Annotated in this window: 22 protein-coding genes; all 22 read left to right on the top strand. The window is 46.3% G+C overall.

Annotated elements, in window-relative coordinates; genetic code table 11:
- Positions 1–29: 29 nt before the first annotated feature.
- A complete protein-coding gene (locus AS006_RS01000; RefSeq protein WP_101512523.1) occupies positions 30–566 on the top strand; it encodes a hypothetical protein in 537 nt (178 codons plus the stop codon).
- A 35-nt stretch (positions 567–601) separates the two neighbouring features.
- Positions 602–1,714: a glucose-1-phosphate adenylyltransferase subunit GlgD gene (gene glgD, locus AS006_RS00995; protein WP_101512522.1), complete on the top strand. Its 1,113-nt coding sequence runs from the start codon at positions 602–604 to the stop codon at positions 1,712–1,714.
- Between the two features lie 11 nt (positions 1,715–1,725).
- A complete protein-coding gene (locus AS006_RS00990) occupies positions 1,726–2,997 on the top strand; it encodes a glucose-1-phosphate adenylyltransferase (RefSeq protein WP_101512521.1) in 1,272 nt (423 codons plus the stop codon).
- A 3-nt stretch (positions 2,998–3,000) separates the two neighbouring features.
- Positions 3,001–4,029, top strand: a complete 1,029-nt coding sequence (locus tag AS006_RS00985; protein ID WP_101512520.1) for a DUF4899 domain-containing protein — start codon at positions 3,001–3,003, stop codon at positions 4,027–4,029.
- A gap of 5 nt (positions 4,030–4,034) precedes the next feature.
- A complete protein-coding gene (locus AS006_RS00980; RefSeq protein ID WP_199167249.1) occupies positions 4,035–4,298 on the top strand; it encodes a hypothetical protein in 264 nt (87 codons plus the stop codon).
- Entirely contained in the window at positions 4,295–5,146 is an 852-nt protein-coding gene (locus AS006_RS00975) for a radical SAM protein (protein ID WP_101512519.1), read from the top strand. The genes AS006_RS00980 and AS006_RS00975 overlap by 4 nt, the downstream gene beginning before the upstream one ends.
- A gap of 4 nt (positions 5,147–5,150) precedes the next feature.
- Positions 5,151–6,458 carry an electron transport complex subunit RsxC gene (gene rsxC, locus AS006_RS00970; RefSeq protein ID WP_101512518.1) on the top strand — a complete coding sequence of 436 codons (1,308 nt, stop codon included), beginning with the start codon at positions 5,151–5,153 and terminating at the stop codon, positions 6,456–6,458.
- On the top strand, positions 6,455–7,411 hold the full coding sequence (locus tag AS006_RS00965) for an RnfABCDGE type electron transport complex subunit D (protein ID WP_101512517.1): 957 nt from the start codon (positions 6,455–6,457) through the stop codon (positions 7,409–7,411). The genes rsxC and AS006_RS00965 overlap by 4 nt, the downstream gene beginning before the upstream one ends.
- A complete protein-coding gene (locus tag AS006_RS00960; RefSeq protein ID WP_101512516.1) occupies positions 7,408–8,085 on the top strand; it encodes an RnfABCDGE type electron transport complex subunit G in 678 nt (225 codons plus the stop codon). The genes AS006_RS00965 and AS006_RS00960 overlap by 4 nt, the downstream gene beginning before the upstream one ends.
- Positions 8,082–8,684: an electron transport complex subunit RsxE gene (gene rsxE / locus AS006_RS00955; protein ID WP_101512515.1), complete on the top strand. Its 603-nt coding sequence runs from the start codon at positions 8,082–8,084 to the stop codon at positions 8,682–8,684. Before AS006_RS00960 ends, rsxE begins: the two co-directional genes overlap by 4 nt.
- The gene (rsxA, locus tag AS006_RS00950) at positions 8,681–9,256 is read left to right on the top strand and encodes an electron transport complex subunit RsxA (RefSeq protein ID WP_101512514.1); all 576 of its coding nucleotides are present in this window, start codon (positions 8,681–8,683) and stop codon (positions 9,254–9,256) included. Before rsxE ends, rsxA begins: the two co-directional genes overlap by 4 nt.
- A gap of 4 nt (positions 9,257–9,260) precedes the next feature.
- The gene (locus tag AS006_RS00945; RefSeq protein WP_101512513.1) at positions 9,261–9,563 is read left to right on the top strand and encodes an RnfABCDGE type electron transport complex subunit B; all 303 of its coding nucleotides are present in this window, start codon (positions 9,261–9,263) and stop codon (positions 9,561–9,563) included.
- Positions 9,550–10,563, top strand: a complete 1,014-nt coding sequence (gene dprA, locus AS006_RS00940) for a DNA-processing protein DprA (protein WP_101512512.1) — start codon at positions 9,550–9,552, stop codon at positions 10,561–10,563. The genes AS006_RS00945 and dprA overlap by 14 nt, the downstream gene beginning before the upstream one ends.
- 4 nt (positions 10,564–10,567) lie before the next feature.
- A complete protein-coding gene (csrA, locus tag AS006_RS00935; protein WP_101512511.1) occupies positions 10,568–10,819 on the top strand; it encodes a carbon storage regulator CsrA in 252 nt (83 codons plus the stop codon).
- Positions 10,782–11,072 (top strand): Asp-tRNA(Asn)/Glu-tRNA(Gln) amidotransferase subunit GatC, encoded by a 291-nt coding sequence (gatC, locus tag AS006_RS00930; protein WP_101512510.1) that lies wholly within the window; start codon positions 10,782–10,784, stop codon positions 11,070–11,072. The genes csrA and gatC overlap by 38 nt, the downstream gene beginning before the upstream one ends.
- Positions 11,069–11,395, top strand: coding sequence for a YraN family protein (locus AS006_RS00925; RefSeq protein WP_101512509.1), 327 nt, complete (start codon positions 11,069–11,071; stop codon positions 11,393–11,395). The genes gatC and AS006_RS00925 overlap by 4 nt, the downstream gene beginning before the upstream one ends.
- A gap of 4 nt (positions 11,396–11,399) precedes the next feature.
- Entirely contained in the window at positions 11,400–11,849 is a 450-nt protein-coding gene (gene smpB, locus AS006_RS00920; RefSeq protein ID WP_199167245.1) for an SsrA-binding protein SmpB, read from the top strand.
- A gap of 50 nt (positions 11,850–11,899) precedes the next feature.
- A complete protein-coding gene (rpmB, locus tag AS006_RS00915) occupies positions 11,900–12,112 on the top strand; it encodes a 50S ribosomal protein L28 (RefSeq protein WP_101512507.1) in 213 nt (70 codons plus the stop codon).
- 126 nt (positions 12,113–12,238) lie between these two features.
- Entirely contained in the window at positions 12,239–12,511 is a 273-nt protein-coding gene (locus AS006_RS00910) for a hypothetical protein (RefSeq protein ID WP_233185577.1), read from the top strand.
- A gap of 1 nt (position 12,512) precedes the next feature.
- Positions 12,513–13,526, top strand: coding sequence for a 3'-5' exoribonuclease YhaM family protein (locus AS006_RS00905; protein ID WP_199167293.1), 1,014 nt, complete (start codon positions 12,513–12,515; stop codon positions 13,524–13,526).
- Positions 13,519–15,414, top strand: a complete 1,896-nt coding sequence (gene topA / locus AS006_RS00900; RefSeq protein ID WP_101512505.1) for a type I DNA topoisomerase — start codon at positions 13,519–13,521, stop codon at positions 15,412–15,414. The genes AS006_RS00905 and topA overlap by 8 nt, the downstream gene beginning before the upstream one ends.
- The gene (locus tag AS006_RS00895; RefSeq protein WP_101512504.1) at positions 15,329–16,234 is read left to right on the top strand and encodes a D-alanine--D-alanine ligase; all 906 of its coding nucleotides are present in this window, start codon (positions 15,329–15,331) and stop codon (positions 16,232–16,234) included. The genes topA and AS006_RS00895 overlap by 86 nt, the downstream gene beginning before the upstream one ends.

Below are 16,234 nucleotides of genomic sequence, written 5' to 3'. Positions count from 1 at the left end.
TAAAACTTTTCCAGAGAGGTGAGAAGGTTATGATTGTAACCTATCATCTGGAGAAATGGCAGGGCAGGGAAATCATCAGACTGGAACTGGTGGAGGGAAAATTCAAAGGAATCTCCTCAATCGTTCCGGAAAGAAGTCTGGGGGAAAACTACAAGATAGTGGTTGCTGTGCTGGAAGAGTACGAAGCACTTCTGAAAGAAGCAAAATCCGCGCAGATATTTGGTCTTTTTGAGAAACTCGAAGAGTATTTTCCAGAACACCCCAAGGTGCTTTTCTCTCTTTCCTGTGCCATGCTGGACCTTTTCTCCAAACGCTACGGTGTGAGCCTCGAAGAGATGCTCGATGTACCGGAACGAACGGTTGAAGAAGTGGAAAGAGCAGATGTTCTGGTGTTTCCGGAGGCGGTGGGGCATGTCCTCAGGGTAGCGGGTTTCCTGTCTGCTATGAGAAGTGTTGGAGAGAGGGTCTTCCTTGTCATCAGGGAATATCCCGATCCTGTGACCAATTCCATCCTCAACCTTTTGAAAAAACTCTCCAACGGTTTCGTTGAGGGAAGCTGGGGGTGATAGAATTTCGATGAGGAAGAAGAGAGGTGAAGAAGATGAGAGTGCTCGGTTTGATCCTCGCTGGTGGAAAGAGCGACAGATTGTGGCCTCTGACGAAGGTCAGAGCCAGTGCTGCTGTTCCTGTTTTCGGAAAGTACAGAGCGATAGATTTCACGTTGAGTAACATGGTGAACTCCGGTATCAGAAAAGTCGGTATCCTGACCCAGTACAATCCAAGAAGCCTCATGGATCATCTGGGGGCCGGGAAAGAGTGGGACCTCGACAGGAAAAGCGGTGGTCTCTTCATCCTTCAACCCTACGTTGGACCGAACAGGGAAGTGTGGTACAGGGGAACGGCGGATGCCATCTTTCAGAACATGACCATCTTGAGGCGAGGGGAAGAAGATCACGTTCTCATAGGATCGGGAGATCACATCTACAAGATGATCTACAAGGATATGTTCAATTACCATCTCAAAAGAGGGGCGGACATCACACTGCTTGTGAAAGAACTGGATGAAACCTACAACTTGAGCGAGTATGGAATCGTACAACTCGATCAGGATATGAGGGTTGTGGAGATAGAGGAAAAACCCGCAAAACCGAAGGGGAACATTGCGTTTCTCGGAGTTTATTTTCTCAACAAAGAGCTTCTCAAAGAACTTCTTTACGCGACCGTTCCACAGGGAAAATACGATCTTCTACTCGATGTGGTGATACCAAATCTGGACAAATTGAAGGTGTACGCTTACAGGTTCGATGGGTACTGGAGAAATGTGAAGAAAGGAATACACGAATACTACAGAATAAACATGGACATCTTGAAAAAGGAAGTCCGTGATGAACTGTTCTACAGAAACGGCAAGGTATACACGAAGCTGAAGGATCTTCCACCTCCAAAGTTCACATCGACCGCCATTGTGGAAAACTCCCTGATAGCCGATGGAAGCGTGATCGCCGGTACCGTGAGAAATTCTGTTGTGTTCAGAAACGTCAGAATAAAGGTTGGTGCGGTCGTGGAGAACTCGATAATCATGGAAAACACGGTTGTGGAGGAAGGTGCGGTTCTGAGAAACGTGATAATCGATAAGAACTGTATTGTGCGGGAAGGACGGGTCGTGGAAGGCAGTGGTGATCTTCCTGTTTTCGAGAAAAGGGCTGTTCTGTGAGGTGAGATATCATGGGAAACGTAGTTGCGATGATCTTGGCAGGTGGGCAGGGAACGAGGCTCGGTGTTCTCACTGAAAGGGTAGCAAAACCCGCTGTACCGTTTGGGGGGAAATACCGCCTCATAGATTTCACGCTGAGCAACTGTGTGAACTCCGGTATATACAGAGTAGGAGTACTCACGCAGTACAGACCACACGTTCTGGCAAAACACATAGGAATAGGTAGACCCTGGGATCTGGACAGAAAGGACGGAGGAGTGGAAATCCTGCCACCTTACGTTGGAAGAAACGAATCTGACTGGTACAAGGGAACGGCGAACGCGGTGTATCAGAACCTGGAATTTCTGGAAGAAAACGATGCAGAGCTCGTTCTGGTTCTATCCGGTGACCACGTCTACGCGATGAACTACAACGACTTGATAGACTATCATCTGTTGAAAGGAGCAGACGGTACGATAGCCTGTATGGAGGTGCCTCTGGAGGAAGCGAGTAGATTCGGTATCATGATAACGGACGTCGAAGGGAGAATCGTGGACTTCGAGGAAAAACCACCAAAGCCTCGCTCAAATCTTGCTTCCCTTGGAATCTATGTGTTCAACTATGAATTCCTGAAGAGGGTTCTCATAGAGGACGAAAACGATCCGAACAGTTCGCACGATTTCGGAAAAGATGTGATACCGAGGATTTTAAGAGAAAACAAAGGGTCCCTCTATGCGTTCAGGTTCGATGGATACTGGAGGGATGTGGGGACCATCAGATCTTACTGGGAAGCAAACTTGGAACTCGTTCTTCCCGTTCCTTCCTTCAACCTTTACGATCCAAATTGGAGATTCTTCACCCATTCTGAAGAGATGCCACCGGCGTACGTGGCACCGGAGGCGAAAACTTCCACTTCTCTTGTTAGCGAGGGTGCAGAAGTGTACGGAGAAGTTTTCAATTCTGTGATCTTTCAGGGAGTAAGGATCGGGAAGGGTACCGTCGTGAAAAACTCGGTGATAATGACGAAGACAGAGATAGGAGAAAATTGTTATCTGGAAAACGTGATAGTGGCAGAGAATGTGAAGATAGGAAACAACGTGAAAATGGGAGTGGGTGAGGACGCAGAAAGCAAACTTGATTCCAAGATCTACACGGGACTTTTGACGGTGGTGGGAATGAATTCAACGATACCGGACGGCGTGGTAATTGGGAAAAACTGTGTAATAGGTGTTGGTGTAAAGCCCGAGGACTTTAAAACAAAGAAATTGGAGTCAGGAGACTTTGTCTTGCCCAGGGAGGAATGATGGGTGGATCTCTATTTTGTGAAGTTCAGGGCAACCTCAAAGCTGACATCGGAAGTCGTCCAGGGTTATTTTCTTGGAAAATTGAATCAGGTTCCTGAATACGACTTCTTCGTTGTCCCTGGCCGATACGCAAGGAAGTACTCTGTCGACCTTACTGGAGGTTTCGAGGATTTTCTCGAAGATTTCAGAATAAAAAAGGAGAAAGCACTGGTGGATGTTGCGGAGAGCTCTACTCTGACGGATGAGTTCTTCGACTTCTGGTTGATACAGTCCAGAAGACAGAACCTCCGTCTCATCGGAAGCGAGCTGTTCAGGCTCACCGAAAATGGTGATCACGAAGCCTTGAGAGTGTTCATCTCCGATATCCTGAGGGAGTGGTCTGAAAAGTCTGAGGTGGAAATTGTCGCCACCCCATTGAACTTCGAAGAAGTATCTCTTGAGGCGGTGAAGCAACACTTCGAAAAACTTTCGACGGAGGCGGTGTTCAGCGTCCTCCAAAGGGAAGATCTCAAAAACCTCCCCGAGATCTTTCCCGTTCTCGACCCCTTGAACGGTGTCACCATAAAGGAGATAGACGTTGAAGACGTGGTGGATTTTGTGATCCTCAACTATGGAAATGGCGAAATTTCTGAAAAATTCAAGAATTTTCTCAGAGAGAGGTTTGGAACAGAGAATGTGGCGAGTCTTCCAGGAAAGCTGATATCGAAAGAACTCATAAAGACGAAAAGTGGCAACTTTTACCTTCTAAAAGTTGAATTCGACGAGGGCATCTACGGAAAGGCCATAGTGTCGCCAAACCTGAAGATAAAGTACGGTGAAAACAGGGTGAAGACTTCCGATGAAGAATGGATGGAAAAAATCGGGGAAATACTGGAAGGGAAGAAAGCATCAAAAGAGAAAAAAAAGCCGCCTTCAAGAAAGTACGCACAACCTGTTCAGGCGGTGACGAGTTCGGATTTCTTCCTGGCATTCGTTCTGGCTTTGCTCGTGATGGGGATACTTCTGATCCTGTCTTATCTTCTGTTCAGTTAGGTTCGTTGATTCTCGAAACTCTCTTTGCCCTGTTCATTGTGACGATGGCCTTTTTGATGGTTTGTGAAGTTGCGGTTCAGGCCAGGAAGAGGTTTGTGTTGTACAGAGAACGGGAGATCGCAAAAAGAACGGCAAACGGTGTTCTCATGAGGATCGAAGCGGGTCAAACTGTTCCCGGAACGTACAACGGCTTCGAAGTATCTGTGAAGGACGGCTTCATATATCTGAAAAAATCTGGAAGAGTGTACAGGTTCGAGGTGGAGCAATGATACTGAGGGCCTCAGTAGGAACACTTCAAAGGTTGGAAGGGAAAACTGTCTTCGGTATGGACACAGCATACCTCATGCTCGGTGAGAGGTGTGTGTACAATTGTCTATACTGTTCCCAAGCAAGGTCTTCCACTTCCCCTTCACATTTCCTCTCCCGGGTTGTCTGGAAAGAGATCTCCAGTGATCTTCTTGACAAACTGAACGTTCATTTCAAAAGGGTGTGTGTTCAAGTCATCTCCCAGCCAGGTTACAGGAAGGCTCTCCGTTCTATCGTTCCAAGGTTCACAATACCTGTCTCTCTGAGTGTAAGGCCAGTCAGTTTGGAAGAGGTGTCAGAGTACTTCGAACTGGGAGTCGATAGAGTGGGAATCGCTGTGGACGTTCCGAGAAAAGATCTCTTCGAGAAGATCAGAGGTGGAAACTACGAAAGACATCTTTCCATCCTTGAGAAAGCCTCGGAAATGTTCCCGGGGAAGATCACAACGCACGTTATAGTGGGACTGGGAGAGAGAGATAGAGATATCATCGAATTTTTCCTCTGGACAAAGGAGAGAAAAATCACCTTCTCTCTTTTTGCCTTCACTCCCATAAAGGGTACCGCTCTGGAGAAGAAAGGAAAGCCTTCTCTGGAGCGTTACAGAAGGATCCAGCTTTCGATATATCTTTTGGAAAAGGATCTGATAACACCGAAGGATATCATTTTTGATCAAAATGATAGAATAATTGACGTCAGATGGTTTGGTGGTGTTCCAGAAGAGGCGTTCAGAACTAGAGGCTGTCCACATTGTACACGCCCTTATTACAACGAAAGCCCAAAGGGACCAGTTTACAACGTGCACTGGAGGTGAAAGCGTGCTCACTTTCAAAGGAGGAGTACATCCTCCACAGTTGAAAGATTGGACAAAGGAAAAACCAATCGAAAAGATGCCACTTCCTCAGAAAGTCTACGTTTTTCTGTTGAACCATGCCGGAAGTCCCTCCAAAGCACTAGTTTCACCCGGTGATGAGGTGAAAACGGGACAGATCATTGGAGAGCCAGATGGTTTCATCTCGGCTTACCTTCACTCTCCTGTGACGGGAAAGGTGATCGAGATAAAAAAGATCCTTCATCCAGTCGCTGGAAAACCCGTTGAAGCCGTCGTGATCGAAAGAACCTCCGATGACGAATGGGTGGGGCTGGAAACAGGTGATTTCGAACGCATGTCGGAAGAGGAGATACTGGACGTTATCAAGAAGGCGGGAATAGTTGGACTCGGTGGAGCCATGTTTCCCACCCACGTGAAACTCTCACCACCTCCTGAGAAGAAGATAGACACCCTGATCATCAACGGTGCAGAATGTGAACCCGTCCTCACAATAGATCACAGACTGATGTTGGAGAAGGCAGAAGACATACTCCAGGGAATTTTGATCATGATGAAAGTGCTGGGAGTTCAGAAGGCAGTGGTCGGAGTGGAAAGCAACAAGATGGATGCCTACAATCACTTGAAGAAGGTCTTCAAAGGACATCCCGTTGATGTGGCACTTCTCAAGACAAAGTACCCTCAGGGAGCAGAAAAGCAGCTCATATACGCCATCACAGGAAGGAAGGTCCCAAGAGGCGGTCTTCCTATGGACGTCGGGGTAGTCGTTCAAAACGTTGGAACCTGTGTTGCTGTGAAAGAAGCGGTCGTTGATGGAAAACCCCTTGTAGAAAGAGGCATGACGGTCAGCGGTGACGCTGTCAGAGATCCGAAAAATCTCATTGTCAGAATCGGAACACCCGTAAAAGACGTACTCGAGTACTGCGGTGGGATCGATGAATACACGGAACGGGTCATTCTGGGTGGTCCCATGATGGGAATTTCTATAACAAGCCTTGACACTCCCGTTATGAAGGGAACCTCCGGAATAACGGCCTTTCTTCCAAAAAAACCCCAACCTCAGAAACCCTGTATAAGATGTAGTGAGTGTGTTCAGGTGTGTCCGATGAATCTTCAGCCCTATCTGCTTTATCTTCTTTCCACGAAGAGAAGATACGATGAGGCAGTGGAAAACGGTCTCATGGACTGTATAGAGTGTGGATCCTGCACGTACACCTGTCCGTCCAAGATAGAGCACGTGAGATACATAAAACTTGCCAAAACCGTCTATCGGGCCACAAGGAGGGGTAGAAAATGAAGTTGACGAGCGCTTACGCACCCCATCTTCGGGAAAATGACGATGTGAGAAAGGTCATGATAGACGTTCTCATCGCCCTCTCTCCTGCTGTTGCCGGAGCGGCCTATTTTTTCGGGTGGTACGCATTGCTTCTTTGCGTTTCAGGGGCGTTGCTTGGGGAACTTTTCGACATATTCGTCATGAGATACCTGAGGGGTATAAAAGATTTTGTTCCTGATGGAAGCGGAGCCGTGACCGGGTTGCTTCTTGCGATGAACGTGAGCACAAGGCTTCCCTTCTGGGCCTTTCTGGTGGGACTCGTCTTCGCACTGGGATTGGGAAAGCACGCGTTTGGAGGTCTTGGACAGAACGTATTCAATCCGGCGCTTGTCGGCAGGGCCTTCCTTCTTATTTCTTTCCCCACCTACATGACCACGTGGGTTGTACCCGGTGCGGGATTCTTGAAATCCCCAGCAGACGTGATGACAGCGGCCACTCCTCTTGCCCTCTTCAAGGAACACGGTGTGATTATCTCCTACTGGGATCTGTTCATAGGGAATGTGGGGGGATCTCTTGGTGAAACGAGTGCACTTCTTCTCCTTGTGGGATTTCTCTATCTTCTTCTGAGAAAGAGGGTGAAGATCTTCATACCCATTTCTTACATAGGAACTGTTTTTCTGTTTTCTTCCATAGCCTATCTGGTGAACCCGAGATTTGGAGATCCTCTCTTTCATCTCCTCAGCGGTGGTCTCATGCTCGGTGCTCTCTTCATGGCCACCGACATGGTGACGAGCCCGATCACCGCAAAGGGTCAGTTGATCTTCGGTGTGGGATGCGGTGTTCTCACCATGGCGATAAGGCTCTTTGGAGCATATCCAGAGGGTGTTTCATTTTCGATTCTCTTTATGAACGCACTGGTTCCTCTGATAGATAGGTACACCAGACCACGTATCTTCGGCGAGGTGAAAGAATGAAAGACATCATCAAAACTGGTCTGATTCTAATGATCTTTACAGCGATATCGGGACTCTTTCTTGGTTTTGTGTACGTAGGAGTGAAAGGAAAAATCCAGGAGGCAGACAACGCAGCGAAATTGGTAGCCATCAAATTCGTTCTGAAAGATCCTTTTACAGGAGACTATTTGGTGGATGAAGAAATGATCGAGGAAGTGGTTAAAAAAACAGGAATAGACACGATCACTTTGAAGGAATACAAAGAAGGTGCTGTACTGGGTCCAATCTACAAGTTCAAAACAAAAGATGGGAAGAGCGCATATGTTCTGTCAGGTTACGCGCCGGGTTTTGGAGGGAACGTAACCGTGGTGGCCTGCTTTCTTGAAACGAAAAATGGTTTGATGCTCAACTCCGTGAGGGTGATCGACTACTCTCAAGAAACACCTGGCCTTGGGGCAAAGATAGGAGAGGAAGATATTCAGAAGAGATTCTTTCCCATCCCATCGGAGGGTTTGAAGGATGGACTGAAGGTGGACAAAGATGCAGGTCTTCCAAAAGGTACTCCCGATGAGTTGAAACAGAAAGGAATTGTGAAGGTGAGCGATGTTATGACGGGTGCAACCATCACACCCAGAGCGGTTGTAACAGCTCTGAACCTCATGTACAGGTACCTGACCGAGGAGGTGTTGAAATGAGCCGTATCAAGGAGTTCACAAAGGGTTTCATAAAGGAAAATCCAACGTATGTTCAGGTCCTTGGGATGTGCCCCACCCTTGCTGTCACCACGAGTGCGATCAACGGTCTGGGAATGGGTCTTGCCACCACGGCGGTTCTCACCATGTCAAACGTGGTCATTTCTCTCATAAGAAAACTCGTTCCTGAAAAGATCAGAATTCCCATATTCATCGTTGTCATAGCATCTTTTGTCACCATGATAGATCTTCTCATGCACGGATTCACTTACGAACTGTGGAAGACACTTGGTCTTTTCATTCCACTCATCGTCGTCAACTGTATAATCATGGGAAGGGCAGAAACTTTTGCTTCTAAACACGGAGTTTTCGATTCTTTCCTCGATGGTCTGGGGATGGGACTTGGCTTTACGGGTTCTCTTGTTTTGCTCGGCAGTGTAAGGGAGTTCTTTGGAAACGGAACGATCTTTGGATACGAAATCTGGAAAGTTAAAATCTTTCTGGAAATACTTCCGCCTGGCGCTTATATAACACTAGGACTTCTTTCGGCTCTTTTCACTTACGTTGGTATGAGAATGAAGAAGAGAGGTGAAACGAAATGAAGGTCTTTTTGCTTTTCTTCTCTGCCATTTTTGTAAACAACTTCGTTCTCGCCAGGTTCCTGGGGATATGTCCCTTTCTTGGGGTCTCCAAAAGACTGGAAACGGCAACCGGAATGGGTATCGCCGTTACCTTCGTCATGACGATTTCTGCTGCGATCAGTTGGTTTTTAGATAGACTCCTCATCTCCACTGGACTCGAATTTTTGAGAACGATCGTTTTCATTTTGGTTATTGCCTCATTCGTTCAATTCGTTGAACTCTTCCTGAAAAAATCGAGTTCCGATCTGTACGAAGCCCTTGGAATATTTCTTCCTCTCATCACAACGAACTGCGCGATTCTTGGAATGGTACTTCTGAATAGTCTCATGAAGTTGACCTTTGTTGAGGCTGTCTTTCATGCTCTTGGGTCGGGTTTGGGATTTGCTCTTGCACTGGTGATTTTTGCTGGTATAAGGGAAAAACTCGATCTCTACGATCTTCCAGAATCCTTCAAAGGAACCGCCATCGCTCTGATCACCGCTGGTCTTCTTTCTCTGGCGTTCATGGGTTTCCAGGGTATGGTGAAACTATGAGGAGGTGACGGAGTTGGTTGTTCTTTACTCTACACTTCTTCTCGCTATTCTGGGATTTGGATTCGGCGTTTTTCTTGCTTATTCTGCTCAAAAGTTCAAGGTGGAAGAAGATCCTAGAGTGAAGATGATAGTGGAGGTTCTTCCCGGTATAAACTGTGGTGCTTGTGGATTTGCCGGCTGTGAAGCCTATGCGAAGGCGATAGTGAAAGGGCAAGCAGAAACCAACAGATGTCTTCCCGGAAGACCACAGGGTGTGGAGGAAAAGATAAAGAAGATACTCGAGGAGCACAGAAATGACGCCCCTTGAGATAGCGTTACTCGTTTACCATGGAGGATACAGATTTTCAGAACTGGAACCCCATCTTGAGCTGAAGGCCTTTTTAGAGCACTCCGATCCAAAAAAGGCACAAAAGTTCCGGGAAAGATGCAATGAGGAAGAATTTGAAAGACAGAAATTTCTCATAGAAAAATACGATGTGAGACTCATCTCTTTCTGGGATGATTCTTATCCTGAGTCTCTGAGAAAAAGCAAGTTTCCACCTGTCGTTCTCTTCGTTCGGGGAGATGACAGTCTTCTCAGAAAGAGCTGTGTAGGAGTTGTGGGAACAAGAAAACCAACGGGTTACGGAATCAGTGTAACAAGGCGTTTTGTGGGACTTTTGTGTGAGCGTTTTGTGATCGTTTCTGGGATGGCTCTTGGAATAGATTCTGTTGCTCACAGAGAGGCTCTGGAAAGAGGGGGAAAAACTGTTGCGGTACTCGGCACAGGAGTGGATGTGATCTATCCGAAGTCGAACAAGGATTTGTTCATCAGGATATTGGAGAGTGGGTGTGTTGTTAGTGAGTATCCGATGGGGATAAGACCTCAAAAGTATCATTTCCCGGCGCGAAATCGTATCATAGCAGGGCTTTCCAAAGCGATCATCGTCACGGAGGCTCCTGTGAGGAGTGGTGCGCTAATAACAGCAAAGTTTGCTGTGGAAAATGGAAGAGATGTGTTCGCGGTCCCCGGTGATATAGACAGGAGTACGAGTGAAGGAACGAACTATCTTGTCAAGTCTGGAGCGTATCCTCTCACAGACGAAGAAGACCTGAGACTTTACTTTGGAATTGCCTCAAAAAAGGATCTTTCACTCGATCCGGCGCAAAAGATGGTTTTCGAATCTTTGAAGGTTTCTCCAAAGTCCGTGGATGAGCTGATAGAAGAACTGAAATGGGATGTGTCGGAGGTTCTCAGAGTGATTTCTGAACTGGAACTTATGGGGCTTGTGGAGTTTACCGGTGGTACCTACAGAACACTGGGGTGATAGTATGCTGGTTCTCACGAGAAAAGTTGGAGAAAAGATCGTGGTTGGCAATGATATAGTGATAACCGTTCTGAAAATCGAAGGAAATTCTGTTAAAATCGGAATAGAGGCCCCAAAGCATGTGAAAATTTTGAGAGAAGAGCTCTATGAAGAGCTCAAAAACGAGAACATAAAAGCGGCCAGTGTTTCAAAGGACGATCTCAAGGAGGTTTGGAAGAATGATAAAGGTTACAAAAGACCTGGTCCTTCATCTTGAAAACCTGGCAAGGCTCGAGCTTTCGGAAGAGCAAAGAGAAAGTCTCATGAAAGATTTTCAAGAAATACTTGATTATGTGGAGCTTTTGAGTGAAGTGGACGTTGAAGGTGTCGAACCGATGTACACACCAGTCGAAGATGTTGTCGTACTCAGAACGGGTGAACCCAGATTTTTCGAAGATAGAGATCTCATAAAGAAAAACTTCCCTGATGAAAAAGATGATCACATAAAAGTTCCCGGGATTCATCGATGATGGACTGGAAAGCAGCTGAAGATATCGCATGCAACTTTCTGAAGAAGAAGGGATACAAGATCCTGGAAAGAAACTACCGAACAAAGTACGGAGAGATAGACATAATAGCTCGTTGTGGAAAAGAAATCGTGTTCGTGGAAGTCAAAAGTGGTGAGGGAAGGGTGGATCCTCTCGAAAGGATTGATATGAGAAAGGTTCGAAACATAGAAAAAGTGGCAAGACTGTACGTACTCCAGAAAAAATTGAAAGGACCTGTGAGGGTAGATTTCGTGAGGGTGACACCAAACGGGATAGACCATTTTGAAGGTCTTTGGCTGGGGTGAGAGAGTGAAAATCGTGGCTACAAACAAAAAGGCCTATACAGACTACGAGATTCTTGAAACGTACGAGGCGGGTATCGTTCTTACTGGAACTGAAGTGAAGTCCCTCAGAAACGGCTCGGTCAGTTTCAAAGATTCCTTCTGCCGGTTCAAAGACGGAGAACTTTACCTTTTGAACCTCCACATACCACCGTACAGTCACGGTGGAATACACAACCACGATCCAGAAAGACCCAGGAAACTCCTTCTTCACAAGAGAGAACTCAAAAGGCTCATGGGAAAGGTGCAGGAGGAAGGAATCACCATAGTCCCCTTGAAGATATATTTCAACGATAGAGGAATAGCGAAGGTAGAGATAGCCGTTGCACGGGGAAGAAAGAAGTACGACAAGAGAGAGGCGATAAAGAGAAGAGAGATGGAAAGAAAGATAAGAGAGTACATGAAGTACTCCAGATAACTGTGGTATACTCATGAAGAGAGAAAACAGATCCACAGGAGGTCGTGATCATGGCAAAAAGGTGTGAAGTGTGTGGAAAGGCACCCAGATCTGGAAACAACGTGAGTCATTCCAACAAGAAGACCGGCAGATGGTTCAGACCGAATCTTCAAAAGGTGCGAGTCGTGCTTTCGGATGGAACCATCAAGAGAATGCGAGTCTGCACTTCTTGCTTGAAGGCCGGAAAGGTGAAGAAATACGTAGGTCAGGTTTCGGAGGTGTGAGCGGGCGTTCCGCCCGCGTTGTTCATGACAATAAGGTTCAGAACACCTTTCTGGTACAAGTTTGCCTTGCTCGCCTTATGGGTTGTGAGTTTTGATCTCACAATTTTCCTTTTATACAAACCCCTCTTGGCTTTTCTGAGGTATCTCTTCCTGATTCTGGATATAATCTTCGGTGTGTGGGTATTTTCCATATTCAAAAGAGAAATCGTTGTCGATCAGGAAGCAGACGCGTTGAGATTGGGGAAAAAAGTCTTCAGGCTCTCTTCGGTGAAGGGTGTGGAGAAGAGGGCCTTGTCTGTCGTTTTCTACTTTGAAGATGGAACATCGGTTGTTTTTCCACATCCTGTTGAGGATTTCAATTTTTTGAAGAAATTGATCGTTGAGAAAGGAAGTGAGTGAATTGAAACTGGGAGATCTGATGCCGAAAGATCTGCTTGGTCGGGAACTCTTCGTTCAAGATCTCAAAGATCACATCAACGATAACGTTGAAATCGTTCTGAAGATTCGAAGCAAAAAGCTTCAGGAAACGAAGGACAACAAGAAGTTTCTGATAATGACCCTGGAAGATCGAACAGGGGCAGTGAGGGCCGTTGACTGGTACAACGCTGAGCTGAACGATCAAAGGTTGAAAGAAGGAAGTGTTGTCAGGGTGAGGGGAAGAGTCGTCTTTTTCGAAAATAGAATTCAGATAAACGTGGAGAACGACTACAACGCTATCAGAGTTTTGAAGAAGGATGAATACGACTTCACAAAATTTGTAGCCCAATCAAAGAAAGACCCTGAGGTTATGAAGAAGAAATTGTTCTCGTTGATAGATCAGATCAGAGATCGGGATTACAAGAGATTGTTGAGAGCGTTTTTCGTGGAAGATGAGAAGTTTTCGGAGGAGTTCTTCAAATCACCCGCAGGAATGAGGGTTCATCATGCCTACATAGGTGGCCTTCTTGAACACAGTCTCACGGTTGCAGAAATATGCAGGGAAATCAGCAGGTATTACCCACTGGATCGAGACCTTCTCATAACTGGGGCACTTCTTCACGACGTAGGGAAGGTGAGAGAGTACGTCGTGACAGAATCTGGGATTGATGTGACCACAGAGGGAGAATTGAAGGGGCACATATCGATAGGTGCCATGATGGTGAGGGAGAAAGCAAAAGAACTTGGCCTTCCTGAGAAAAAGGTACTGGAGGTGGAACACATCATCCTTTCTCATCACGGAGAACTGGAGTGGGGATCTCCCGTTGTACCGAAGACCATAGAGGCGTTGATCGTTCACCATGTGGAAAATCTCGACTCAAAACTTGCCAGGTTCTTTGAAATCATAGAGAACGCCGATTCGGATCAGGTGTGGACGGAGTACGACAAGAACCTCAAAAGAAGGATATTCATAAGAGGTGAGGAGCTGAATGAGTAAAAAGAAGTACATAATAGTGGAATCTCCGGCGAAGGCAAAGACGATAAAGGGAATTCTGGGACCCGAGTACGAGGTTTTCGCCTCGATGGGACACATCGTGGATCTTCCAAAGAGTAAGTTCGGCGTTGATTTGAAGAACAACTTCGAACCACAGTTCACCGTGATAAAAGGAAAGGAAAAGATCGTCGAAAAGATAAAGGCTATTTCGAAAGAGGGAGAGATATTCATCGCTTCCGATATGGACAGAGAGGGTGAAGCCATCGCGTGGCATGTGGCCAGACTCACAAACACCCTCGGAAAGAGAAACAGAATCATCTTCTCAGAGATCACCCCCAGGGTCATAAAGGAAGCGGTCAAAAATCCCAGGAAAATAGATATGAATAAGGTTCATGCCCAGCTTGCAAGGAGGATTCTGGATAGAATCGTTGGCTACTCTCTAAGTCCTGTGCTTTGGAGGAATTTCAAATCCAACTTGAGTGCCGGTAGGGTTCAGTCTGCTACTTTGAAACTTGTGTGTGACCGGGAAAGGGAAATACTGAGATTTGTACCGAAGAAATACCATCGCGTTGTCGTTAAGTTCCATGGTCTGGAAGCCGAGATGATAACGAAGGAAAAGACCCTTCTGGAAGAGGATGTACTCAAAGAGTTGCAGTCCATAGAGGAACTGGTTGTGGAGGAAAAGACCGTCTCCAGAAAGAAGTTCTCACCACCAGAACCCTTCAAGACCAGTTCACTCCAACAGGAAGCCTACGCGAAACTGGGTTTTTCTGTAGCAAAGACCATGTTACTCGCCCAGCAGTTGTACGAAGGGGTGGAAACAGAGGAAGGACACATCGCCTTCATCACCTACATGAGGACGGACTCCACTCGCGTTTCAGACTACGCTAAAGAGGACGCCCGTGAACTTATAGAAAAGGATTTTGGAAAAGAATACATCGGAACTGGAAAGAGAAGGAGGACCAATACAACCAACGTACAGGATGCCCATGAAGCCATACGTCCAACGAACGTTTTCATGACACCCGAAAAGGCCAGCAGGTATTTGAACCCAGATCAGAGAAAGCTTTATGAACTGATATGGAAGAGATTTCTCGCCTCTCAAATGAAACCATCAGAGTACGAAGAAACACGTTTTGTGTTGAAAACGAAAGACGGGAAATATCGGTTCAAAGGATCGATCTTGAAAAAGATCTTTGATGGTTACGAGAGAGTGTGGCAAACGGAGAGGAACGTTGGTGATTTTCCTTTCAAAGAAGGGGAGATCGTAAAACCAGTGGATGTAGAGATAAAAGAACTGGAGACAAAGCCCAAGCCTAGATACACCGAAGGTACTCTGGTGAAAGAGATGGAAAGACTCGGAATAGGACGTCCCAGCACCTATGCTGCCACGATAAAACTTCTTCTTTCCAGAAAATACGTGAAGAAAATCAGAGGATACCTCTATCCCACGGTTATCGGAAGTGTTGTTATGGATTACCTGGAAAAGAAGTACGCCGACATCGTGGATGTTTCTTTCACCGCTGAGATGGAGAAAGAACTCGACGAGGTAGAACAGGGCAAGAAAACTGACAAGGGAGTTCTACAAGATTTCTATCGAACCTTTTCAAAGGTCTTTGACAGGAATGACAGGATTGCTGTCAATTATCCAACGGATCAAAAATGTTCCTGTGGGAAGGACATGGTTCTTTCTTTCGGAAGGTATGGGTTCTACTTGAGGTGTGAATGCGGAAAAAGCAGAAGTGTGAAAGATGATGAGGTTGCTGTTATAGAGAATGGAAAGATATTCATCGGGAGGAAGTACGATGAAGATAGCACTACTGATGGGGGGAACATCAAGAGAAAGAGAAATCTCACTGAGAAGCGGAGAAAGGGTAAAAAAAGCTCTTGATGCTCTGGGATACGATTACGTTGTCTTCGACGTTGGCGAGGATTTCTTGGAAAAGGCGCCGAAACTGAAAGAATTCGACCTGGTATTCAACGTGCTTCACGGAACGTTTGGGGAAGACGGTTCACTTCAGTCTATACTGGATTTTCTCGGGGTTCGGTACACGGGTTCTGATGCTTTCTCTAGCATGCTCTGTTTCGACAAACTTCTCACCTACAGGTTCTTGAAAGATCTTGTCAAAATACCGAACTTCGTTGAACTCAAAGAATACCTCGACTCATCTCCTATCGGATATCCCTGTGTGGTGAAGCCACGAAGGGAAGGTTCCAGCATTGGTGTTTTCATCTGTGAGTCAGACGAGGAATTTCAGAGGGCGCTGAAAGAGGATCTACCGCTCTACGGCAGTGTGATCGTTCAGGAATACATCCCGGGGCGGGAAATGACGGTATCCATAATAGAGACCGAAAGAGGATTCAAGGTTTTGCCTATATTGGAGCTGAGACCAAAGAGGAGGAAATTCTACGATTACATCGCAAAGTACACAAAAGGTGAGACGGAATTTCTGCTACCAGCCCCATTGGAACCAGATGAGGAACGGCTAGTGAAAGAAACAGCCCTCAGAGTGTTCACTGAAGCTGGTTGCAGAGGTTTTGGTCGTGTGGATGGGATCTTCTTCAATGGAGAATTTTTCTTCCTTGAGATAAACACGGTTCCAGGGCTTACAGAACTTAGTGACCTTCCTGCGAGTGCAAAGGCGGCTGGCATCGACTTTGAGGAGTTGATAGATATAATCATAAAGAGTGCCTTCTTGAAAGGAGAGTGA

The sequence above is a fragment of the Thermotoga sp. SG1 genome (assembly GCF_002865985.1).
Lineage (GTDB): Bacteria > Thermotogota > Thermotogae > Thermotogales > Thermotogaceae > Thermotoga.
The sequence above is the reverse complement of the archived record's forward strand: the minus strand, read 5'-3'. Positions and strand labels throughout refer to the sequence as shown.